The organism is Pseudomonas sp. NPDC087615, assembly GCF_044743445.1.
Lineage (GTDB): Bacteria > Pseudomonadota > Gammaproteobacteria > Pseudomonadales > Pseudomonadaceae > Aquipseudomonas > Aquipseudomonas baetica_A.
Map to the genome: position 1 here is coordinate 43,874 of NZ_JBIUWM010000012.1, position 21,883 is coordinate 65,756.

Annotated in this window: 22 protein-coding genes and 1 pseudogene; 8 read left to right on the forward strand and 15 right to left on the reverse strand. The window is 60.0% G+C overall.

The genetic code is table 11. The annotated features are described in order from the left end of the window. Positions 1-366 precede the first annotated feature (366 nt). From map to ACIOU6_RS08435, 6 genes are all read right to left on the reverse strand, one after another. A complete protein-coding gene (gene map / locus ACIOU6_RS08410; RefSeq protein ID WP_401135358.1) occupies positions 367-1,158 on the reverse strand; it encodes a type I methionyl aminopeptidase in 792 nt (263 codons plus the stop codon). Next, on the reverse strand, positions 1,155-1,382 hold the full coding sequence (locus ACIOU6_RS08415) for a ParD-like family protein (RefSeq protein WP_221734137.1): 228 nt from the start codon (positions 1,380-1,382) through the stop codon (positions 1,155-1,157). The genes map and ACIOU6_RS08415 overlap by 4 nt, the downstream gene beginning before the upstream one ends. A gap of 114 nt (positions 1,383-1,496) precedes the next feature. After that, positions 1,497-2,462 carry a sensor domain-containing diguanylate cyclase gene (locus tag ACIOU6_RS08420; protein ID WP_221734138.1) on the reverse strand — a complete coding sequence of 322 codons (966 nt, stop codon included), beginning with the start codon at positions 2,460-2,462 and terminating at the stop codon, positions 1,497-1,499. 63 nt (positions 2,463-2,525) lie between these two features. Continuing rightward, positions 2,526-3,104 (reverse strand): hypothetical protein, encoded by a 579-nt coding sequence (locus ACIOU6_RS08425; protein ID WP_221734139.1) that lies wholly within the window; start codon positions 3,102-3,104, stop codon positions 2,526-2,528. A 1-nt stretch (position 3,105) separates the two neighbouring features. Then, positions 3,106-5,268, reverse strand: coding sequence for a molybdopterin cofactor-binding domain-containing protein (locus ACIOU6_RS08430; protein WP_401135362.1), 2,163 nt, complete (start codon positions 5,266-5,268; stop codon positions 3,106-3,108). Positions 5,269-5,288: 20 nt separating this feature from the next. Further along, positions 5,289-5,744 carry a (2Fe-2S)-binding protein gene (locus tag ACIOU6_RS08435; protein WP_149658307.1) on the reverse strand — a complete coding sequence of 152 codons (456 nt, stop codon included), beginning with the start codon at positions 5,742-5,744 and terminating at the stop codon, positions 5,289-5,291. Positions 5,745-6,307: 563 nt separating this feature from the next. Between ACIOU6_RS08435 and ACIOU6_RS08440 the strand changes: the two genes are divergently transcribed. Both ACIOU6_RS08440 and ACIOU6_RS08445 read left to right on the forward strand, forming a co-directional pair. Beyond that, positions 6,308-6,673, forward strand: coding sequence for a DUF6124 family protein (locus tag ACIOU6_RS08440; protein WP_401135366.1), 366 nt, complete (start codon positions 6,308-6,310; stop codon positions 6,671-6,673). A gap of 113 nt (positions 6,674-6,786) precedes the next feature. After that, positions 6,787-7,455, forward strand: coding sequence for a class I SAM-dependent methyltransferase (locus ACIOU6_RS08445; RefSeq protein ID WP_401135369.1), 669 nt, complete (start codon positions 6,787-6,789; stop codon positions 7,453-7,455). 27 nt (positions 7,456-7,482) lie between these two features. On the opposite strand, the gene ACIOU6_RS08450 is transcribed toward ACIOU6_RS08445, so the two are convergent. After that, positions 7,483-7,734, reverse strand: coding sequence for a transmembrane sensor/regulator PpyR (locus ACIOU6_RS08450; RefSeq protein ID WP_221734143.1), 252 nt, complete (start codon positions 7,732-7,734; stop codon positions 7,483-7,485). 172 nt (positions 7,735-7,906) lie between these two features. Here ACIOU6_RS08450 and ACIOU6_RS08455 point away from each other — a divergent pair. Further along, positions 7,907-8,116 (forward strand): annotated as a pseudogene (locus ACIOU6_RS08455) (VOC family protein); the annotation flags it as partial. A 35-nt stretch (positions 8,117-8,151) separates the two neighbouring features. Continuing rightward, positions 8,152-8,985 carry an AraC family transcriptional regulator gene (locus ACIOU6_RS08460; protein WP_401135372.1) on the forward strand — a complete coding sequence of 278 codons (834 nt, stop codon included), beginning with the start codon at positions 8,152-8,154 and terminating at the stop codon, positions 8,983-8,985. A gap of 21 nt (positions 8,986-9,006) precedes the next feature. On the opposite strand, the gene ACIOU6_RS08465 is transcribed toward ACIOU6_RS08460, so the two are convergent. From ACIOU6_RS08465 to ACIOU6_RS08480, 4 genes are all read right to left on the reverse strand, one after another. After that, positions 9,007-9,594, reverse strand: a complete 588-nt coding sequence (locus ACIOU6_RS08465; protein WP_221734145.1) for a LysE family translocator — start codon at positions 9,592-9,594, stop codon at positions 9,007-9,009. Positions 9,595-9,677: 83 nt separating this feature from the next. Further along, positions 9,678-11,915, reverse strand: a complete 2,238-nt coding sequence (locus tag ACIOU6_RS08470) for an ATP-binding protein (protein ID WP_401135376.1) — start codon at positions 11,913-11,915, stop codon at positions 9,678-9,680. Beyond that, positions 11,912-12,526 carry a biliverdin-producing heme oxygenase gene (locus ACIOU6_RS08475; RefSeq protein WP_401135379.1) on the reverse strand — a complete coding sequence of 205 codons (615 nt, stop codon included), beginning with the start codon at positions 12,524-12,526 and terminating at the stop codon, positions 11,912-11,914. The genes ACIOU6_RS08470 and ACIOU6_RS08475 overlap by 4 nt, the downstream gene beginning before the upstream one ends. 292 nt (positions 12,527-12,818) lie before the next feature. Then, positions 12,819-13,232 carry a VOC family protein gene (locus ACIOU6_RS08480; RefSeq protein WP_221734148.1) on the reverse strand — a complete coding sequence of 138 codons (414 nt, stop codon included), beginning with the start codon at positions 13,230-13,232 and terminating at the stop codon, positions 12,819-12,821. Between the two features lie 109 nt (positions 13,233-13,341). Here ACIOU6_RS08480 and ACIOU6_RS08485 point away from each other — a divergent pair, with 109 nt between their 5' ends. From ACIOU6_RS08485 to ACIOU6_RS08495, 3 genes are read left to right on the forward strand one after another with little or no spacing between them, the layout of a single operon-like run. Then, on the forward strand, positions 13,342-14,424 hold the full coding sequence (locus tag ACIOU6_RS08485; protein WP_401135382.1) for a bifunctional transcriptional activator/DNA repair enzyme AdaA: 1,083 nt from the start codon (positions 13,342-13,344) through the stop codon (positions 14,422-14,424). A 31-nt stretch (positions 14,425-14,455) separates the two neighbouring features. Beyond that, positions 14,456-15,253: an isocitrate lyase/phosphoenolpyruvate mutase family protein gene (locus ACIOU6_RS08490; RefSeq protein WP_401135385.1), complete on the forward strand. Its 798-nt coding sequence runs from the start codon at positions 14,456-14,458 to the stop codon at positions 15,251-15,253. Position 15,254: 1 nt separating this feature from the next. After that, positions 15,255-15,872, forward strand: a complete 618-nt coding sequence (locus ACIOU6_RS08495; RefSeq protein WP_221734151.1) for a DNA-3-methyladenine glycosylase — start codon at positions 15,255-15,257, stop codon at positions 15,870-15,872. Between the two features lie 104 nt (positions 15,873-15,976). Here the strand turns inward: ACIOU6_RS08495 and ACIOU6_RS08500 are convergent, their stop codons facing one another. The 4 genes from ACIOU6_RS08500 to ACIOU6_RS08515 all read right to left on the reverse strand — a co-directional run bounded on the left by ACIOU6_RS08500 (position 15,977) and on the right by ACIOU6_RS08515 (position 20,868). Then, entirely contained in the window at positions 15,977-17,074 is a 1,098-nt protein-coding gene (locus tag ACIOU6_RS08500) for an extracellular solute-binding protein (RefSeq protein ID WP_401135388.1), read from the reverse strand. A 2-nt stretch (positions 17,075-17,076) separates the two neighbouring features. After that, a complete protein-coding gene (gene aguA / locus ACIOU6_RS08505) occupies positions 17,077-18,192 on the reverse strand; it encodes an agmatine deiminase (RefSeq protein ID WP_401135391.1) in 1,116 nt (371 codons plus the stop codon). 99 nt (positions 18,193-18,291) lie between these two features. Then, positions 18,292-19,176 (reverse strand): LysR substrate-binding domain-containing protein, encoded by an 885-nt coding sequence (locus tag ACIOU6_RS08510; protein ID WP_221734154.1) that lies wholly within the window; start codon positions 19,174-19,176, stop codon positions 18,292-18,294. 75 nt (positions 19,177-19,251) lie between these two features. Then, positions 19,252-20,868 carry a murein L,D-transpeptidase gene (locus ACIOU6_RS08515; protein WP_401135394.1) on the reverse strand — a complete coding sequence of 539 codons (1,617 nt, stop codon included), beginning with the start codon at positions 20,866-20,868 and terminating at the stop codon, positions 19,252-19,254. Positions 20,869-21,018: 150 nt separating this feature from the next. Here ACIOU6_RS08515 and ACIOU6_RS08520 point away from each other — a divergent pair, with 150 nt between their 5' ends. Continuing rightward, on the forward strand, positions 21,019-21,732 hold the full coding sequence (locus ACIOU6_RS08520; protein WP_221734156.1) for a murein L,D-transpeptidase catalytic domain family protein: 714 nt from the start codon (positions 21,019-21,021) through the stop codon (positions 21,730-21,732). The last annotated feature ends 151 nt before the right edge of the window (positions 21,733-21,883 follow it).

Here is a 21,883-nt window from a genome sequence, read left to right on the forward strand (position 1 = left end):
TCCCACACTGGACTTGTGGCGAACACAACAAATCGTCCATCACAGATCAAAACCGTGGGAGCGGGCTGGCTCGCGAAGGCGTCAATCCAGCCAGCCTCTCTGCTGACTGACACACCGCTTTCGCGAGCAAGCCCGCTCCCACACTGGATTTGTGGTGAACACAAGAAATCGTCCATCACAGATCAAAACCGTGGGAGCGGGCTTGCTCGCGAAGGCGTCAGCTCAGCCAGCCTCTCTGCTGACTGACACACCGCTTTCGCGAGCAAGCCCGCGCCCACACTGGATTTGTGGTCAACACACAAAGTCGTCCATCACAGATCAAAACGGTGGGCGCGGGCTTGCTCGCCGCCACAGGTTTGGTGGCCCTCAGTTAATCGGGGCAAAACCCTCAATCTGATCCGGCCACGCCGTCAACACTTCAAATCCGCTCTCCGTCACCGCCACCATGTGCTCCCATTGCGCGGATAACGAACCGTCCTTGGTCAGTACAGTCCAGCCATCCGGCATGTTCTTCACATGACGCTTACCCGCGTTCAGCATCGGTTCGATGGTGAAAATCATCCCGGCCTTGAGCTTCATGCCCTGATTGGGAAAACCGTAATGCAGGATCTGCGGCTCATCGTGGTAGACCTTGCCGATCCCGTGCCCGCAATACTCGCGCACCACACTGAAGCCTTCCTTCTCCGCCAGGCTCTGGATCGCATGGCCGATATCACCCAGGGTCGCCCCCGGACGCACCGTGCGAATGCCGGCGCACATGGCGTCGTAAGTGGTCTTGATCAAGTGCTGCGCCTCAGGCGTCGCTTCACCCACCACATACATGCGGCTGGTATCGCCGAACCAACCGTTCTTGATCACCGCGATGTCGAGGTTGACGATGTCGCCATCCTTCAACGGTGTGCCCGATGGAATGCCGTGGCACACCGCGTCGTTGACCGAGGCGCAGACGGTTTTTGGAAAGCCGTGATAACCGACATTGGCCGGAACCGCTTTCTGTACGTTGACGATGTAGTCATTGCACAGCCGATCCAGTTCATCAGTGGTCACGCCAGCCTTGACGTGCGGCACCAGCATCGCCAGCACGTCGGCGGCGAGCTTGCCGGCGAGGCGCGATTGAGCGATCTCTGCCGGGGTATTGATCTTGATCTGGTTTCTCATGCGGTGACTGCTTCCTGAGTCAGTGTTTGCAAATCCAGCCCACCGTTCTGCTCAGCGCGGATGAGCAAGCGGCAAATGGCGCTGTGGTCGAGGTTGGGGTGCAACTCGGCAAGCATACCGATGCGCATCCAGTGCTCGGCCTGCGCGTTGATCGAGCGGCTGAGGGCGTTGCTGGAGATGCGCAGATTTTCGTGCATGTCTTCTGAAATCTTTACGATGCCCATGGCAAAATCCGATACGAAATGTATATGGATCATATATTAGCCATCGGAGTAAACGAAACTATTGCGCCGAACATTGACTACAAAATCCATTCCCAAATGCATGACTAATCTGAATCAGACACGCTTCAACGCCTGCTTATGCGCATACATCGCGCCATCGGCATCCGCCAGCAGCCGATCCACGGTGTCATGGCGCTTGGCGTCGTACTCGATCTGGCCGACGCTGAAGCGAATCGCATAACCACGCTGCAACATGGCGTTGCGCTCCTGGAGAATCTCGTTGAGTCGCGCCATGATCGCCGTGGTTTCGATGTGACTGGAGCCTGTCAGCAAGGCGACAAATTCATCGCCGCCCAATCGCCCGACCACGTCGCTCTCACGAAAGGCAATGCGCAGCACGTCGGCAAAGGTCTTGAGCGCACTGTCACCCTCGGCATGACCATAGAGATCGTTGATCTGCTTGAAGTCATTGAGGTCGAAGAAAAGCAGCGTCGCCGGCCTGTTCAGCCGTGCGCAAGCATCCAGCGCGTGCTGGGCCAACTGCATGAACCCACGGCGATTGGACAACAGCGTCAACTCGTCCATGCTCGCGATCTGCACCGCCATCAACTCCTGCTCGGCCATACCAGCCAGGTCACGCAGTAGCGCACGTTCTTCGTCATCGAGTTCACGGGGTTTGGTGTCGATCAGGCAAAGCGTGCCCATCTTGTTGCCATTGGGCACGGTCAGCGGGTAGCCGGCGTAGAAACGAACGTTCGGTTCGCCGGTGACCAGTGGGTTGTCATGGAAACGCTCGTCCTGGCGAGCGTCGGGCACCAGCAACAAATCGTCCTTGAGAATCACATGACCGCAGAATGAGATGTCCCTCGGCGTTTCAGTGACGTCCAGCCCGACACAAGACTTGAACCACTGCCGATCCTTGTCGACCAGTGTCACCAGGGCAATCGGCACATTGAACAGGCGCCTGGCCAGTCGCGTCAGTCGATCGAAACGCTCCTCTGGAGCAGAATCGAGAAGGTTGAGTCCGTGCAGCGCTTGAATGCGCGCGTCTTCATTGGCGGTTTTTCCTGGGACCAGCATTCGCACACTCCATTGGCATCCATACACTTCAGCGTAGCGCTAATTCAGCAACGGCTCAGATTCTCATCCCCCTGCCACCGGACACGGCCCGCCGGCATCGGCCCAGAGCTTGAACTGGTTCACGAATAGGTCGTGGGGCACCGGCACCGGCGCACGCCCTGCCCCGGGGTTCCAGCCCCATAGCACCAGTTTGTCCTCGCTGACGTGTTTGATCAGCGCGGCAAAATCGCGATCACCGTTGCTCGAACGGTCCTTGATCATCGCGCAGAGTTTGTCCGCTGGCAGGCCAATCCAGGCCATTTTGTGCGCCGCCGGCGGGAGGCTCCAGTGCGGCGCACCGGGAGGCGCATGGGGGCCGTAACTGGCTGGCGGATTGCTTTGGGCGTGACACGTTGCGCACGGCAAACCGGCGGCGCCCTTGCCGTCCAGACCCCGCACCACGTTCATTGCGTGGGGCGTGCCGGCATCGAATTGCAAGGGTGAATCCCCGGGAATGTGGCAGTTCTGGCAACGTGGGCTCTGGAATACTTTTTGAATGGTGCCGAACGCCTTCAAGGCTTCCTGATCATCGGCGAACAGTTGCGAGGCGTACCCGCCTGCGCCCATCAAAACCAGTACGCCCAACAGCAGATGTCGTTTCATCTCACACCCCCGCCAATTGCAGCGGCAATTGGCGCAGACGCTGCCCGGTCAAAGCAAACACGGCGTTGGCCACCGCCGGTGCGGTCGGCGGTACACCCGCCTCGCCGATGCCGCCGGGTTTATCGTGGCTGGGCACGATATGCACCTCAACCACCGGCATTTCGTTGAGGCGTAGCACCTGATAGTCGTGATAGTTGGACTGCGTGACCATGCCGTCCTTGAGCGTGAGTTTGCTGTGCAGCGCCATGCCCAGACCGAAGGTGATGCACGACTCCATCTGCGCCGCGATGCTCTGTGGATTGACCGCGATCCCGCAATCCACTGCACACACCACGCGATGCACACGAATAGCCAGATTGTCCTGCGAAACCTCGGCCACCTGCGCCACATAGCTGCCAAACGATTCGTGCACCGCCACGCCCAAGGCATGACCGTCCGGCAGCGGCGCCGACCAGTTGGCCTTCTCCACCGCCAGATTCAGCACGCCAAGATGCCGTGGATGCGCCTTGAGCAACGTGCGTCGGTATTCGACCGGATCCTTGCCCGCCGCAGCGGCCATTTCGTCGATCAACGACTCCATGACAAACCCGGTGTGGCTGTGCCCCACTGAGCGTAACCACAGCACATTGATCCCGGTCTGCGGCGAATGCAGTTCAACCTGATGATGGGCCAGACCTTTGACGTAAGGGCTGTCGGCCACGCCCTCAACCGACGTCGGGTCGATGCCGTTCTTGACCATCGTCGCCTCCATCAGCGTACCGGTCATGATCGATTGCCCGACCAGCACATGCTGCCAGCTCAACGGCATGCCATCGGTACCGAGCCCGATACGCGCCTGATGCAGGAACATCGAACGGTAATAACCGCCGCGAATGTCATCCTCCCGCGACCACACGGTTTTCACCGGCATGCCCGCCGCTTTCGCCACCTCCACCGCTTCGGCCACAAAATCGGAGGTTGGATTGGCCCGACGACCAAAACCGCCGCCGAGGAATTCGGTGTGGATTTCCACCTGCTCGGGTTTCAGTCCGGTGATTTTCCCGGCGACCATCTGATCCAGCGTCTGAAACTGCGTACCCGTCCAGATCTCACACTTCTCTGCGCTGACTTTTACCGTGCAGTTCAACGGTTCCATCGGCGCATGGGCCAGATAAGGCACGCTGTATTGGACGTCGATCTTCTTCACCGCTTTGCTGAAGTTGCCCTTGGCATCCCCGGCCTGACTGGCCGAAGTGCCCGGTGTGGCAGCCAGTTTACGAAAGCTTTCAAGCAGTTTTTCACTGCTCAGATCCGCGTGCGGCCCCAGATCCCATTCGACCTTCAGCGCATCGCGACCGAGCTTCGCCGCCCAGTAATGGTCGGCAACCACCGCCACTCCCGTCGGCACCTGCAACACTTTATGCACGCCCGGCACCGCCAGCGCTTCGGCGCCCTCGAAGGATTTGACGCGAGCACCAAATACCGGCGCACGGGCAACCATCGCCGTCATCAACCCTTCAAACTGCACATCCATGCCGAACTTGGCGCGACCGGTGATTTTCTCCGGGGTGTCGAGGCGTTTGGTGGGTTTGCCGATGACCCTCCAGTCCTTGGCCTCTTTGAACGTGATCGACTTCGGATCGGGCACCGGCAGTTGCCCGGCCGCGTCCGCCAACTCGCCGTAAGTCGCGCGTTTTTCGCCAGCGATCACCACGCCCGACTCGGTGCGAATCGTCGAAGGCGCCACATCAAAACGCTTGGCCGCCGCTTCAACCAGCATCTGCCGTGCCGTGGCACCGGCCAGTCTATAGCGGTCGAACTCCATCCAGGTCGAGGTCGAGCCACCGGTAATCTGCATGCCGCCAAAACCGGGTAGACCGTAATCGGCAGCCGAGGCTGGCGAGTGTTCGACGCGAATCTTCGACCAGTCGGCCTCCAGCTCTTCGGCGATCAGCATGGTCAGGCCCGTCCAGATGCCCTGCCCCATCTCCGAATGCCCAAGCAACACGGTGACGCTGTTGTCGGCGGCAATGCGCAGGAACGCATTGGGCGCAAAGACCTTGCCTTCATTCTCCGCCGCCAAAGCAAAACGATGGGCACCTGGCACGACAAACGCCACCACCAGACCGCCGCCCAACAAGGCGCTGCCCTTGAGAAAACCCCGACGCGATACGGGACTGTTCATGGTCTATCTCCCCGTCAGGTTCAACCGATCTCGGCCGCGCGTTTGACCGCTGCGCGAATTCTTGGATAAGTGCCGCAACGACAGATATTGCCGGAGAGCGCCTGATCGATATCGCTGTCGGTGGGTTTGGGGATTTTCGCCAATAGGGCTGCGGCGGACATGATCTGCCCGGACTGACAATAACCGCACTGCACCACATCGAGTTCGGCCCAGGCCTGTTGCACCGGGTGCGAACCGTCCGTGGACAGGCCTTCGATGGTGAGGATTTTCTGCCCATGGGCGACGGCGGTGGCCGGGGTGATACAGGCGCGCAACGGCGCACCGTCGACATGCACGGTACAGGCGCCGCACTGCGCCATGCCGCAGCCGAATTTGGTACCGGTCAGGTGCGCGACATCACGCAGAACCCAGAGCAACGGCATGTCTGCGGGGACATCGAGCGCCTGATCCTTGCCATTGATATTCAGGGTCAGCATCGGGGATTTTCCTCAGACTCACGGTGTTCTGAAGGGGCGTCGCTGCGGCCGCGAAGCCTGCGCACGCTTGGGCTTATCCCATTGAGCTAAGCGCAATTTGCGTTTTAGGCCAGATGCGGCGACCACCGGTCATGCATGAGTGCTCTGAATGGTGAGGGTGTCGCAGACTCTCGCTAACCCACATTTCCCCTGCGTAAACATCATTGCGTGAGCGCGTTTAAATGACACTCCGCGTTACGCCATACAGGCTACAAAACCTTGCGCCGTTACCTACGCGTACGCCAGAATCCGCCGGCTTACACGGCTGTGGGGCGGGTTGTATCGTTTCCCTGTCACTGCAAAACAGTGATCGGGTTTGGTAGCCCGCTTTAAATTGTCGTTGTTGCGACACCTTCGATGCTGTCTCTTTTTTGAGGTATAGCTTTGTATGGTGGGCATGCGTGGGGCTCATTCGTGAGCGCCGGGTTTCCCAATTTAACCGGTCTACCAACCTGCGCATGGCCGCCACCCACCGTTTGGTAGCGAGGGTGATGGCTCCCATTTTTTAAATTGGAGCTTTATCTATGTTCAAAATCACGCCAAACCCACCGCACACCGATCCAGTCCCACACGACCCCGCCCTTGACCCGCAAAAGGTCAAAGAAGCAACTGATCGCGCCCTCGACTACTACCTCAGACCCGAAGCACTGTCGGCCCCGCCAAGCTCGCCCAAGTTTCGCCCCGTCTATCTCGTCGATCCCACGCTGGATGAAGAAACCCTGCTCGTCGAAGCCTGTGAGTCGCTGTCATACGCTCATGCCATGGCCGGTAACATCGCCGACTCGGTGGGCGGCCCGGAGCGAAAACCGCTGCTGGCGCTGCAACAGGTGATCATGTTGAACGAGCTGTTGGTCAACCGATTGCTGGATAAACTGCGCCTGCCGCAGTAGGTACCACACGGTTCGCCATGCAGGGCCAGTGCATCCTGCATGGCGATCTTGAACCCGGCGTCCATACTGATCTTTGCGCACGGCATCCTCCACTCAACTGTCCGGACACCAACATGCCCGCCCCTGAATCCACCCTTTTGCATAGCTGGCACGACAACGCCCACGCTTGGATCGAAGTGATCCGCAGCGGCGCCATCGAAAGCCGCCAGCAGGTCACCGATCAAGCGATTCTGCTGGCAATCATGGGCCGCCAACCTGCGCGCGTGCTCGACCTGGGTTGTGGCGAAGGCTGGTTATTGCGGGCACTGGCGGATCGGGGCATTGCTGCGGTGGGCGTGGATGGCGACGCGACATTGGTTGAAGCGGCGCGTTTGGCCGGTGCTTCGCCCGTGCAGGTCGCCAGCTATGAAGCGCTGGTTGAGGGCACGGTAGATATGGGTCGCGACTATGACCTGATCTGCGCCAATTTCTCTCTGTTGCATCAGGACATCATCCCGCTGCTCGCGGCGATGAACGCCTTGCTGGTGCCCGGCGGTGTGCTGGTGATCCAGACGCTGCACCCGTGGGCCGTCGCGGCGGGCGATTATCAGGACGGTTGGCGGCAAGAGACCTTCGCCGGGTTCGAAGGCCAGTGGCAGCCGATGCCGTGGTATTTCCGCACGCTGTCGAGCTGGATCAATGCGCTCGACATGGCAGGTTTCCAGTTGGCCGCACTGCAAGAACCACAGCATCCGCAAAGCCCTGTACCGCAGTCGTTGCTGATGGTGGCTGAGCGGCGCTAGTTTCAGTCACGCAGCTCCCACAGGGTTTTACAGTGCTTGCTGGATCAGCAGCGGGCCACGGAGGCGGTATTGCGCCAAAAGGCGCATCACATAGCCGACTTTCAGCAGGGTTGGCCCAATGATGGTCATGGCGTGCATCACTACCAACAGCGCGATCGGCATGTGGCCATCGTAGAGGTAGGCGCCGTAGATGCCGACCAGCAGCATGATCAGGCCGGCGACGAGGATTTTGCTCGACAGTTGCAGAACGTTCAGTGGATTTTCGAAGAAGGTGAACATGGCGTCGTACTCCTGAGCAATTCAGTGGGTACGCTGAGTACTCCAATTCTCGTGCCAGATTCCCCCCCCAATAAAATCAGAATCTTGAGACAAATAGAGTCAATTTGACACAACCATTAAAGAGTCATTTCGACTTCCAAGGATGTCATTACGACTACACCGCGTAATACGTAACCTTAGCTTCGGTGGGCCGGTTGAAGCGCAGTAATGCGGCTGGCTCAAGGACAAGTTCGGTGTTTCGTGGCAAATCGTGCCGGTGGCGTTCATGCACATGATGCGGGATGCGGACACCCGCAAATCCCAGCGGGCGATGCAGGCCATGTACACCCTGAAAAAACTCGACATTGCCGAACTGGAACGAGCCTTTGCCGGCCAGAGCTAATACACTCGGGCGCTGGCCTGCCGGGAACGACGTCAATGAAACACGCTGCCGCGAAAAACCCTGAAAAAGCCCCGCGTTTCTGGCGCGACGAGGCCCTGCCCTTCATCGAAGCCCGGGCCATCGCCGATGGTCGCGAGGTTTGTTATGCGCGGCATTCTCATGCGCACTTCTCCATCGGGGCGATTACCGCCGGGCGCAGCACATATGTGCATGAACAGGCGCAGTTCGAAGTCGCCGCCGGCACCGTGGTGTTGATGAACCCCGGTGATGTGCACGCCTGCAATCCGATCAATGATCAGCCGTGGTCATACCTGATGCTGTACGTCGAAACGCCATGGCTAACCGACTTGCAACATCAACTGGGCTTCAGTCCCGAGCTTGAGTTTCGCCGGTTTGCGACCACTCACCTCAACGATGCCGGCCTGTTCCGCGATCTCAAGGGGTTATACGAAATTCTCGTCGACGGGCAACACGATGTACTGCGTAAACAGAGCGCTGCGGTCGAGTTTTTCACGAATCTGCAATTGCGCCTGAACCCGGTTGAACAGCCATCGCGCGAGCCGAATTTCAAGCTTGAACGCGCCGCCGATTACATCCGCGAACACTGCACCGATCTGCTGAGCCTCGATGACATTTGCCTCGCCGCGCAGTTGTCGCCGTCGTACCTGATCCGCGCCTTCAAGCAGCATTACGGCATGACGCCCCATGCGTTTGTGATCAACCAGCGCATCCAGTTCGCTCGCGAGCGGTTGCGCAGTGGACGGCTGATTGCCGATGTGGCGCTTGAGGCGGGGTTTGCCGATCAAGCGCACTTTCAACGGGCGTTCAAACAGCATCTGGCGGCGACGCCGGGGCAGTATCGGGGCTGACAGCAATCCCCTGTGAGGATTTCAAGGCAACAACAGATAAATCGCACTCACCACCAACAACCCCGCCATCAGCCTGTTGAACAGGCGCATCCCCGCCGGGTTGCCCAGATAGCCGCGCAAGAACGTCCCGGCATACACCCAGCAGCCCACCGACACATAGCAGATCACCAGATACACCGCCGCAAACTGCCAGACCAGCCGCGCCTCGCCATCGGCGACAAACGCGCCCATGCCGGCCACGCAGGCCAGCCAGGCTTTCGGGTTGAGCCACTGCATCACCGCACCGTAGAGCATCGAAGGTGCGCGGCCCGAGTCATCGGTATTCAACTGCCCGTTATCGCAGGCCAGCTTCCAGGCCATGAACAGCAGAAACGCCACCCCGGCGAGTTGTACGACGCGGGTCATGAATGGCCAGAGTTTGAGCACTTCATGCAGCCCCAAGCCCATCAGCACCAGCAACAGGACAAAGCCCAATGTAGCCCCAGCGACATGCCGCTGACTGGCCCGAAAGCCGAACTGCGCGCCGGAACTCAACGCCACGATGTTGACCGGGCCGGGGGTAATGGATGCGGCCAGGGCAAACGCCGCCATCGAAACAATCAGACTCATCGCACACCTGCTGCAAACCAAGGAACAAGGCGCCCACGGTAACCAGCGCCCTGACCACGGTATTGAAGAAAATGCCCCTGCGATCAATCCAGACGCGGCACCGTGAAGCGGAACTCACTGCCCTGCCCTGGCTCACTCTCGGCAACGATGCGCCCGCCATGCGCCTCGACGATGCCTTGGGTGATGTACAAACCCAGGCCTGAGCCTGTCGGATTGCCCTCTTTCACTGTCCAGTAACGGTCGAATACATGGGGCAGGTTTTCCCTGGGAATCCCCTCGCCGCTGTCACGCACGGTGAAGACAATTTCATTGCCGACCAATTTGGCATGGACGCCGACCGTGCCCAGGCGCGGGGTGAATTTGATCGCATTGCCGACCAGATTCGACAGCACTTGAAACAATCGCTCGGGGTCGGCGTGGATGCGCAGATCGGGGGCTGCCTCGAAGGAAATACTGATGTCCTTATCCAGTGCCAAAGGTGCGAGCAATGCTTGCGCCTCTTCGAATATCTGCCCGACATCGAGTTTCTGTGGCGTGATGACGTAGCGTCCGGCGTCGATTTTCGAGGTGTCTAGCAGGTCTTCCAGCAACGTGTTCATGCGACCGGCGGCCTGTTGCATGGTGTCGATAGCCGTGGAGATTCGGCGCGAGGTGTGCGGGCCGTCGGAGCTGAAAGCCTTGTGCATCATGCCGCAGAGCATCGAGATAACCGTCATTGGGTTGCGCAGGTCGTGCGACACCACTGCGACCAGTTCATCACGGGCGCGCACTGCTTCTTGCTCACGGCGCACCTGTCGGGCCAAGTCATTTTCCAGCGCCGAACGACGCAGATCGTTGGCGGCGAACAGATCGCCATGGCTCCACTTGGTGGAGATACCGGCCATCTCGACTTTCCAGATTTCGAACGAGGTACGCGGGCGCAGCCGCAAACCAGCGTCGGAGTTTTCCAGATCCAGCGGCTTGTGAGGGTCGCCGCTCCAGTTGATGTTTTCTTTAACCTCCGGACGGAACCACAGCACGCCGTTATCCACCGGTTTTGGCAGGCTCATGGCAAGCACACCGCTGGCCACCTGTTGATAGTGCTCGGCTGGCGGGTAAACGCTGGCCAGGTGATGGCTGGCAAATACCGGCTCACCGGTGCCTTGCAGCCATTTGTGCAGCGCGCGGATTTCTTCCGGTTCCGGGCAGCTACCGTAACGGTGCAACTGATTGTCTTCGATGATGGCGATACCACCAGCGTTGGTCAGCGCCATGAGCACTTGCGGCTGGCTCGCCAAACCGTCGAAAACATTTTGCGGCGAGTCGATCATCGCCTGATTGAGCGACGCCAATGCGTCGACCTTTTCTTCACGCTGGCGGCTGAGTTCCAGCGCTTCCATCGCACTGATCTGCAGTGACAGAACCTGACCGATAGTCTGGCAAGCCATGCGAAGGTCGTGTGGAACGTGCAGCGGCTGACGGTTGCCGCAACTGATCAGACCCCACAGTTTGTCGCCTTTGAGCAACGAGATGCTCATCGATGACAGCACGCCCATGTTCTTCATGTACTGACAGTGGATCGGCGACACGCTACGCAGGGTGGCGAAGCTCAGGTCCAGGGGTGTCTGCGTATCGGGACGCAGCTTCGGCACCAGCGGCACTGGCTGATAGTCAGCGTCAGGGATGATCCGCAGCCAATTGGTGCGGTACAACTCGCGAGCCTGCTCGGGAATGTCGGAGGCCGGGAAGAACAGGCCGTTGAACACTTCCATCGACGGCGATGAGGCTTCGGCGATCACCTGGCCGTGCCCTTCCTCCTCGAAACGGTAGATCAGCACCCGGTCGTAACCGGTCATGGCCTGGATTTCCTTGACGCTGATGTCGTACAGCGCCTGCAGCGTGGTGGCTGCTTGCAAGCGCTGAAGCATCCGCCCCAGGTGGGTCTGTTTGCCGGCAACGTTGCGCGGTTGGAAGTTTTCGACGTGGATTTCCAGCTCCAGAATCAGCACGCCTTGATGGCGGTGCAGCAGACCTTCGAACGCTGTGCCATTGAGTTGGAAATGCAGCGGCGGTGCATCGAAGAATGCCGATTGCAGCAACGCTTGGCGCACGGTCTCGGCAGGCGCGTCGCCAATCAGGTGCTCCAGCGGCAGGCCGATCAGATTCTCTGGTGTGCGGGCCAGCAAGGTGTCGACGTTGGCGCTGACCTGAATGATGTTCAGTGCAGGCTCGCTCAGGGTCAGCAACAAACCGTGGGGCTGGATGGCGCCAGGGAAACGAATCGGCTCGTCGGCACAGTTGTCCAACAGTTTTTCAAAAGCTTCTTTGTCTTGCGGGCTCATGCCAGTACCTCCCGGCTATCGAGCCAGCGCTCGAAACAGCTGAATGTGTTTTGCGCCGCCAGCACAACGGCTTCGCGTTCGGCGGTGGGCATTGGGCGACTGCCCAGGTATTCAATGAACTCGCGCCAGCGGCGACCGGTGGCGGCGCCGTAAACATCAAGAAACGCTGCACCGTTTTGCGCTTCAAGGCCCAAACGGCTGGCGATTTCCCGGCGCAGAATCTGCCCGCCCAGGGTCGCACCTTCAAGCACGTACAACACGCCAAGGCTGGCGGCGCTTGAGTCGATCAGTGGCAATCGCTGGCACACCGGCAAGCTGTTCATCGCCGCCGCGCAATCCCCCAAGGCTTTCAGGTCGCTGTGCAGTGTCTGGGCTTTGAGGCGTGGTGACAGATCGAAATCGGCGGGAATCGCATCACTGTCCCGCAACGCGCTTTCCAGCGGTAAATAAAAGCCGTAATAGGCCTGCATCAGCCGTTTAAAGGCGGGCACATCAAGGGCGTCGGAGAAAAAAGGCAGACGCTTTTCCAGCGCGATATGCAACTCGGCAGTCCCGGCTCGTAGGTCTTGCAACACCGGTGGTACATAAACCTCACGGGGCTTTGCTTGCATGTAGATCGCTCTTGGTGGGGCCACTTGGGGCCAGGCGAGGGTTCGAGAGACATTGGGCGAAATCTTACACGCCAATCGCTTTTTCTGACCGCTAGGATCAATTTTTCCGCCAAAAGGGGCGCCTCAGATTGTTTCAGAGCGGTTCGGTATCCGGAAAGTTCGACCGGACTGACCAACGCCCCTGCCCGCGGTACCGCGACAGCGATGGGTAAATAGTTCGCCAAGCCCTGCGACCGTTGTTGCGCAGGCAGTTGTCGACGGCAACTTCCGCGCTGTTGAAGGCGATACGCACTTAAATCTCGCACGGGCCTTTGAGTTCGACCTGATTGCCGTCCGGATCAAAGCAGTACAGTGACAGGCCATAGCCCTCGGCACCGAAACGGGTGGCGGCTTTTTCCACGGTCAGCCCGAAAGACTGCAAATGCGCAGTCAGCGCGTCTTCATCGAACGGTTCGATGCGCAGGCAGAAGTGATCGACGTTGCGCCGCTCGGCCCCGGCCGCCCCGCCGCCCTTGCGGCCAAGTTCGCCTTGCAGGTCGACCAGGTCGATCATTGAGGTGCCGGCACGCAAGTGCACCAAACCCAGCGGTTCGTTACGTTTGACCACTTCGGCGCCGAACACCTGGCCGTAGAAGTCGATGCTGCGTTGCAGGTCCGCAACGCGCAGCACGATGTGATCGATGTGTTGGATGACGAACGGTTGCATGGGTTTGATTCCTCACATTCAGCGACCCGGTGATTGTGGTGCAAATATAAAAAAATTCACTGTCGATTTTTCGGTGGAGCCATCGACAAACTGGTTTTACTCTCACGCCATGAACATACAAACCACTGTCCTGCCGCCCCACGCCGAGATGGTTCGCGCCATGCTCGAACGCGACACTGCTTATGAAGGCGTGTTCTTCACGGCCGTGAAAACCACCGGTATCTTCTGCCGCCCCAGTTGCACGGCGCGCAAGCCGAAACCTGAAAACGTCGAATTCTTCGCCCACGCCGACGAGTGCATGTCCGCCGGTTATCGCGCCTGTCTGCGCTGCAAACCGCTGGACGCGGCGGCCATTGCGCCGGACTGGGTGCAAAGCTTGCTCAAAGCCGTGGATGCCGATCCGGAGGTGCGCTGGAGCGATGCGCAACTGCTCGCCGAAGGCATCGAGCCGCTGAAATTGCGGCGCTGGTTCAAGCAGCATTTCGGCATGACCTTCCATGCCTGGTTGCGCACCCGCCGACTCGGCATGGCGCTGGGCGGCATCAAGCAAGGCACCTCCATCGACCACGCGGCGTTCGACTCCGGCTATGAATCGCTGAGCGGTTTTCGTGATGCGTTCCAGAAGTCGTTCCACATCACTCCTGGTCGCACGGCCAACAGCGAGCCGTTGCTGTTCACACGCCTGACCACACCGCTGGGGCCGATGATTGCCATGGCTGAGCGCCGTGGGCTGGTGTTGCTGGAGTTTCTTGATCGGCCAGCGCTGACGCGGGAAGTCGAAGAGTTGCAGAGTCGATATGGCTATGCGGTCGCACCGGGGCACAACGCGCCGCTACAGCAAATCGAACAACAACTGGCCGACTACTTTGCAGGCAACCTCAGCACGTTCAGCGTACCGTTGCACCTGCCCGGCAGCGAGTTCGCCCGGCAGGTCTGGTCGGCACTGCTGCAAATCCCCTACGGCCACACCACCACCTACGGCGCGATTGCTGCCGGTTTGGGCAAACCCGGCGCCAGTCGCGCGGTCGGCCTGGCCAATGGGCACAACCGTCTGGCCATTGTGGTGCCTTGTCATCGGGTGATCGGCGCGGATGGCTCGCTCACCGGGTATGGTGGCGGGCAGCCACGCAAAGCCTTTCTGCTGAGGCTCGAAAACGCGGCGCTACAACTCAAGCAACCTTTGCTTTTCTAACGATTCGACACCGTCAGCAAAAGGGATTTCGATGAACACGCTCGCCACTCGGTTTCACCAGTTGCACCAGCAAGATCTGTTGATTCTGACCAACGTCGCCGACGCCACGGGTGCGCGACTGGTCGAACATCTGGGTGGCAGAGCCGTTGCTACCAGCAGCGCTGCGGTCGCTTGGGCTCATGGCTACCCGGACGGCAACGCTCTGCCCCTTGAGCGTCTGGTCGCAACAGTGCAATCCATCGCTCGGGTGATCAGCGTGCCGTTGACCGTGGACGTCGAGGCCGGCTACTCCGATGACTTGGGGCGCGTGGCTGAAGTGCTTGATGCGGTGATAGCCGCCGGCGCCGTCGGGATCAATATCGAGGACGGTTCCGCCGACCCGGAACTGCTGGCGCGCAAGATTGAACGGGCGCGACAGGTCGCCAAAAAACGCGATGTGAAGCTGTTCATCAATGCGCGCACCGACGTTTATCTCAAGGGCTTGGTACCGGCTGACGAGCGCGTCACCGAAACCTTGCGCCGCGCCGCGCTGTATCAATCCGCGGGCGCCGACGGCCTGTTTGCTGCGGGTGTCACGGCCGCCTATGAAATCGACGCCATCTGCCAGGGCACGACACTGCCGGTCAACGTACTGGGCTTCGCCAGCCTGCCCCCACCTGAGACGCTGCAAGTGCTGGGGGTGCGCCGTTTGAGCGCCGGCTCCGGGATCGCCGAATTCCTTTACGGCGCGATGGGTGGGCTGGTGAACAGTTTCCTCGCCACCGGCAAACTCGATACCCACGACCTGAAGGCGTTCACCTATGGCGAAGTCAATGACTTGCTGAAATAGCATGGCGTCGACCTATCAAGCGGCCAGTGATTTTCTGGCCGCACTCGACACCGACTGGCAACTGCACATCGCCGCTGTCGGGCCTTGCCTGCATCAACCGCATCCAGCGCGGGATCCCTACGAATCGCTGGTGCGCTCGATTGCCTATCAGCAACTGCATGCCAAGGCCGGGGATGCGATTGTCGGGCGATTGGTCGGGTTGTTTCCCGGGCAATCGTTTCCTCGACCTGAGCAGATGCTTGCGACCGATTTTGATCGCATCCGTGGCTGCGGGTTTTCGGCGGGCAAGATTGCGACGATTCAGGGCATCGCCCAAGCCACGCTGGACGGCGTGGTGCCGGATTACGCCACGGCGTTGGCGATGGATGATGAAGCGCTGATCGAGCGGCTGGTCAGCCTGCGCGGGGTCGGGCGCTGGACGGTGGAGATGCTGCTGATCTACAGCCTGGAACGGATGGACATTTTGCCGGCGGACGACTTTGGTGTGCGTGAGGGGTATCGACGTTTGAAGAGGTTGGAGGTGCAGCCAACACGCAAGCAGATGGTTGAGATTGGGTTGAACTGGCGTCCGTTTCGGACGGTGGCCGCGTGGTATTTGTGGCGGGTGCCCAAATCGTAGACTGCGTTATCGTTCTTCGCGAGCAAGCCCGCTCCCACATTTGAAATGCAGTTCCCTGTGGGAGCGAGCCTGCTCGCGAAGGCGTCAGTCGATTTAACACCCATTTACAGGCCAGACTTCAACCGGCTGAATGCCCGAATCAACGCCCGATTGAACGCCTTGCCATTGTCATTCTTGCTGTACAGCGAAGCCCGGACCTGGGCAGACGGATACGTCCCCGGATCATGACGAATCGCCGCATCGACCAATCCATCGGCCGCAGTAATCGCATTGGCGTAGTGAATGGTGTCGGTGATCGGCGCAATCACCTCGGGGGTCATCAAGTAGTCCATCAACGCGAGCCCGGCCTGCGGATGCGGCGCATCCTTGGGAATGACCATGGCGTCGAACCAGATCAGTGTGCCCTGTTTCGGTATCCGGTAACTCAGCGTAAACGGCTTGTTGGCTGCCTGCGCCTGCCCCGCGGCGATGGCGACGTTGCCGTTCCATGACATCGCCACACAGGTGTTGCCATTGGCCAGGTCGCTGATGTTCAGGTCATTGTCGAAGTAACGAATGTACGGGCGGATCTTCGCCAGTTGCTGCTCGGCCAATTTCAAGTCATCGAGATTCTGCCGGTTGATGTCCAGCCCCATGTACTTCATGACGGCGGCGAACACTTCGTTGGGATCGTTGAGCAGACTGACCCCGCAATCGGCGAATTTCGACACCACCGCAGGATCGAACAGCATGGCCCAACTGTCTGTCGGCGCATCGGGCAGACGCTGTTTGATCGCCTCTTCCTGATAACCCACACCGGTGGTGCCCCAAGCGTAGATCCCTGCATAACGATTGCCCGGATCGAACACCGCCATGTGCTGGCGAAACTCCTCACCCACTCCGGCGAAATGCGGCACTCGGGCCTTGTCCAGCGGCTGTATCGCGCCGCTCTGGATGGCCCGCGACAAGTGCTGGCCGGCGGTCAATACCAGGTCATAACCGCTGCGCCCGGTGAGCAGTTTGGTTTCGACGGTTTCCAGCGAATCAAAGTGATCGGCCACCACACGAATGCCGGTTTTCGCCTCAAAATTCTTCAACGTATCCGGGGCCAGGTATTCGCCCCAGATGTACAGATTAACCACCGGTTTGGCGGTGTCGGCGGCCTGCACACACAGGGGTGCAAGCACCAGCATTAACGCTTGAGTCAGTTTGTGCAGGCCCATGCTCAGGCTCCTTTTTTCAGGCCGGCGTATTGCGGCATGGTGATGCACGCGACGTTGCCGCCGCCGAGGAGGATTTCCCGGGAGTTTTCGATGCCGACGATTTTGTGCTGCGGGAACAATTCGGCCAGCGTCGCCAGCGCCACTTGATCGTTACGATCACCGAACAGCGGCACCACGATCGAGCTATTGCCAGCGTAATAGTTGATGTACGACGCACAGATTTTCGTGCCAGCCTGACGGGTGTGGGTACTGTCCTGCTGATCGAGACCTTCGGCCTCTTCGGCGGTCCATTCGAGCACGTCCGGTTGCGGCAGTTTGTGCACGATCAACTCACGGCCACGGCTGTCGCGGGTGCTGCGCAGGATATCGTAGGCTTCCTGGTAGATTTCCCACTGCGGATCGTCACGGTTGTCGGTCCACTGCAAGACCACTTCGCCGGGACGAACGAAACAGGCGAGGTCGTCGACATGGCCATCGGTTTCATCGAACTTGCACCCGCGTGGCAGCCATATCACCTGTTCGGCACCGAGGTAATCGGTCAGGCGCCGGGTGACTTCGTCCTTGCCCAGATGCTGGTTGCGATTGCGGTTGAGCAGGCACTGTTCGGTGGTGAGGATGCTGCCCTGGCCGTCGCTCTGAATCCCGCCGAGCTCGGCAATCAACGGCGCGCGGTAGCGGTCGAAACGCTCGATCTCAAGGATCTTGCTGGCGATCTGGTCGTCTTTGTCCCACGGGTAATACAGGCCGCCGTCGAGTCCGCCATAGGCATTGAATTCGAAATCGACGCCGCGCACTTCGCCACTCTGATCATTGACCACAAAACACGGGCCACTGTCGCGGAACCAGGTGTCGTTGCAGGTCATCTCAACCACGCGCACCTGGGGTGGCAACTGGCGGCGGGCGGTGGCAAATTGCGCGGCGCTAGCACACACGGTGACTGGCTCGCTGTGGGAGATGGCGGTGACGATCTGCACCCAGACTTTCTGCGCAGGCTTGGCGCCGTTGCGCCAGACATCGGTGCGCTCCGGCCAGCCGAGCCAGCAGCCGGACTTGGCTTCGAATTCGCCAGGCAGACGGAAGCCGTCGTGTTTGGGGGTGGAATCGAGCAAACGTGCCATGGTCAAACCTCGTCTTCGGGATGGGAATGACCACAGGCTAAGGTCGCAGGGCGTGGGCCCGCCAACGATGATTATTGCGGAACAGTTGAATTCAACTCATCAATCGGCCAGTTGATCGTTGAACCATTCCAGCATCTGCGCCACAGCCGGACGCTCCAGCCGCAAGCGCTCGCAAACCAGCGCGTATTGGCCCAAGGCCGTCATGCTCGATGTGAAGGGCCGCACCAGTCGGCCACTCTGCAAATCTTCCTGCGCGGTGAGGTTGTCGCCCATCGCCACGCCCTGCCCTTGCGCGGCGGCCTCCAGCGCCAACCCGGCATGGGCGAAATACAGCTGACGCTCCGGGCGCTGATCGCCGGCGTGGCTGGTCAGCCATGCGGTCCAGGTCTTGCCGTCCTGGTCGTCGTGCAACAAGCAGTGGCGCGTCAGGTCCTTGGGCGTTTTCAGACTGCCCTGATTGAACAGACCAGGGCTGCACACCGGGAAGAATTGCAGGTCGGGCAAAGGCCGGACGAAGTAGGCGCTGCTGTCCACCGGACCAGTGCCGTAAGTGATGGCCAGGTCGATGTCCTCGCCCGGTGCACTCGCGTCGATGGGTTGTTCATAGAGGTGCAAAGTGATGTGCGGGTAGCGCGCATAGAAATCGGTGAGGCGACTCATCAGCCACTTTTGCGCAAGTTCGGCCGTCACCGCCAGACGCAACACGGCGAGCGAGGACGGGTCACGCAGTTCGTCGCAAGCGTCGCCGATCAGTTCGAAGGCCTGCTGCAGGCTTTGCATCAGGCGTCCGGCAGCGATGGTCGGACGAATCTGTCGGCCTTCGCGGATAAACAGCGACACGCCGAACTGTTCTTCGAGCTGGCGAATCTGGTGGCTGACGGCGCTGTCGGTGACACACAACTCCGCCGCCGCTCGACCGAAATGCGCGTGGCGGGCGGCGCATTCAAACGTGCGCAGGGCGGCCAATGAGGGAAGTCGTCGCATGGAAATAGATCCGTTTTTTGTGGGCCATGCTGACCGGCAGCGCGGGTGCTCTGAAAACCAAGCACCCGCAGACGCTTAATGCGCCCTGTCCAGCCCCGCCAGCAATGCGCCGTCACGGCTGTAGATGTCGGGCGAATAGCGAACGTGACCTGCGCTGTCGACTTGCACCGTCCAGTAGGTCATCAGGATCGGCACCGGCGCCGCCAAGCGAAATTCATGGGTGGTGCCCGTGGCGAGCAAGGTTTCGGTGCGGGCCCTTTCTGCCGGGGTGAGCAGCAAATCGCGCAGTTGCATTGGGTGCTCGACCCGCACACAGCCGGAGCTGAACGCTCGCGGCCCCTTGTCAAACAGCGCCTTGCTCGGCGTGTCGTGCAGGTATACCGAGAACGGGTTGGGGAAGCGGATGACCATCTGCCCCAGCGGGTTGCGCGGCCCGGCGTCCTGACGCAGCAGAATATTGCCGGGGTTATCCCAGTCGATGTCGGCTGCCGCCAAGGGCTGACCGTTGGCGTCGAGCACTTGCAGGTTCTGGCGGCTGAGGAAGGTCTGGTCCTTGCGAATCGCCGGCAGCTTGTCTTCCTTCCAGATGGTCGGCGGCACGGTCCAGGTCGGGTTCAGGGTCAGGCGCGTGACACGGGACTTGAGCAGCGGTGTCTGGCGTTCGGCGCGACCGACCTGCGTGCGGGTCTGCCACACGGGTTTGCCGCCCTGATACAGCGTCAGCTCAGCAGCGGCGACGTTGACCAGCAGGCCATTGGGCTCCAAGTCTTGCGCCAGCCAACGGAACCGTTCGAGGTTGACCCGCAATTGGTCGCGGCGGGCCAGCGGGCTGATATTGAGTTCGGCAATTGTCCCCGGCCCGACCACACCATCAGCCTGCAACGAATGACGGGTCTGAAAGTTTTTCACCGCCTCCACCAGCACAGCGTCGTAGGCATTGCTGGGGGTGGCGATGTAGTCGGCCAGATAACCCTCGCTGTAGAGACGCAGCGCCAGATCCGGCACACGCTTGTCTTCCATGGCCGGGCGCAGCAGCGGTCCGCTGCCGACTGACTGCCATCGTGGCAAGGCTTTGAGCCGTTGCGCGGCGTAGAGCTGACGCAGGTTCTGGTACTGCGCCAGATGCGGACGTGCGAGGTCGAACGCTGCGCGAAGGTCATGCATGCCTGGCACCGCGATTGCGAGCAATTCAGTCTGACGGTCGCGCGGCGTATCGTCGGCACGCCAGAGCGGCTCGAAATGAGATTGCAGCAGTCGACCGAAATGCAGGTCCTGCAGGGCTTGCAGGTAATAGCGGCTGATGTCGATATCGGCGCATAACTCGCCTTCCTGGGGCGGGGTCATCGCGACCGGGTAGCGGTTCGGGTTGAGACCGTCGTCGGCCAACAACTGCAATTGCCCGTGCAAGGCCTGCAACCGCCCGGACTCACTTGCCCACACCGGCATCCAGTCCTGCTGCTGATAAAAGGCTTTGAGTTGCTCCAGCGCGGGGCCGTTGAGGTGCGCGGCGATGGCCGGGCATGCGTGTGGCAGACCGATCAGCACAGCCTCCAAGGGGCTATGCGGCTCGACGGGCATTTCGGCCGGCGGCGTGGGCAGCGTCTGCAAGGGCGGCAACGAATCATCGGCACAAGCGACAAACGGCGCAGCGAGCAAACAAATGCTCAAGTAGCATGCGTACTTTTTGAACAACTGCTTTACTCCAATCCATGGCCATCTTGATGATGGCCAACCTTACATCAGGTGCGCTGAACAGTCAGGCCCGATCTGCGGGCTTGCAGGTTATGACTGGGAGTCAGGAGCCAAAGTGCCAAACAAGTAGCCAGTGAGGACACTTTATAAATGTTGACGTTTTTGCGCCGACTTCTGCTGACCAGCGCGACCCTTGTCGCCGTGGCCAGCCCAGCTTTCGCCGCCGGCAAACCATCGCCGGTTCTCTTTACCAGCCTCGCGCACGCCGCACCAGAACTCAATCCCCAAGCGCTGAAAGGTGCCTTGAGCGCCATGCAATGCGCGGTCAACAACGGTGCGAAGCCGTCTCGCCACCTTGCAATCATTGATTATTCGCAACCGTCCACCGCGCGTCGACTGTGGATTTTCGATCTGACCCGGAAAAAACTGGTGCTGCGCGACCTGGTCGCCCATGGCTCCAACTCCGGGGAAAACTTCGCCACGCAGTTCTCCAATCGCGAAGGCAGTTATCAATCCAGCCTGGGCCTGTTCCGCACTCAGGAAAGCTACGAAGGCACACACGGGTACTCGTTGCGCATGGACGGCCTGGAACCGGGTTTCAATGACATGGCCCGCGATCGCGCCATCGTGATCCACGCCGCCGATTACGTGAATCCGTTGTGGAGCAAGCGTCAGGGCCGCATCGGTCGCAGCCAGGGTTGCCCGGCAGTGCGACCACAGATTGCCAAGCAGGTGATCGATAAACTCAAGAACGGCCAGTTCATGTTCTCGTGGTACCCGGATCAGCGTTGGCTGAAAAAGTCGCCGTACCTCAATTGTCAGCCGCAGCAGGTGGCGAGCATCCTCAATACTCACGCCAGCTAATCCGAACACACAAATCCCCTGTGGCAGCCCGCCTGCTAGCGATGAGGGCATGACATTCAACATTAATGCTGAATGATCCACCGCAATCGCCAACGGGCTGGCGCCCACAGGGTCGTATTCAGTCAGATAAAATTTCTTCGCCTTCCTTTCA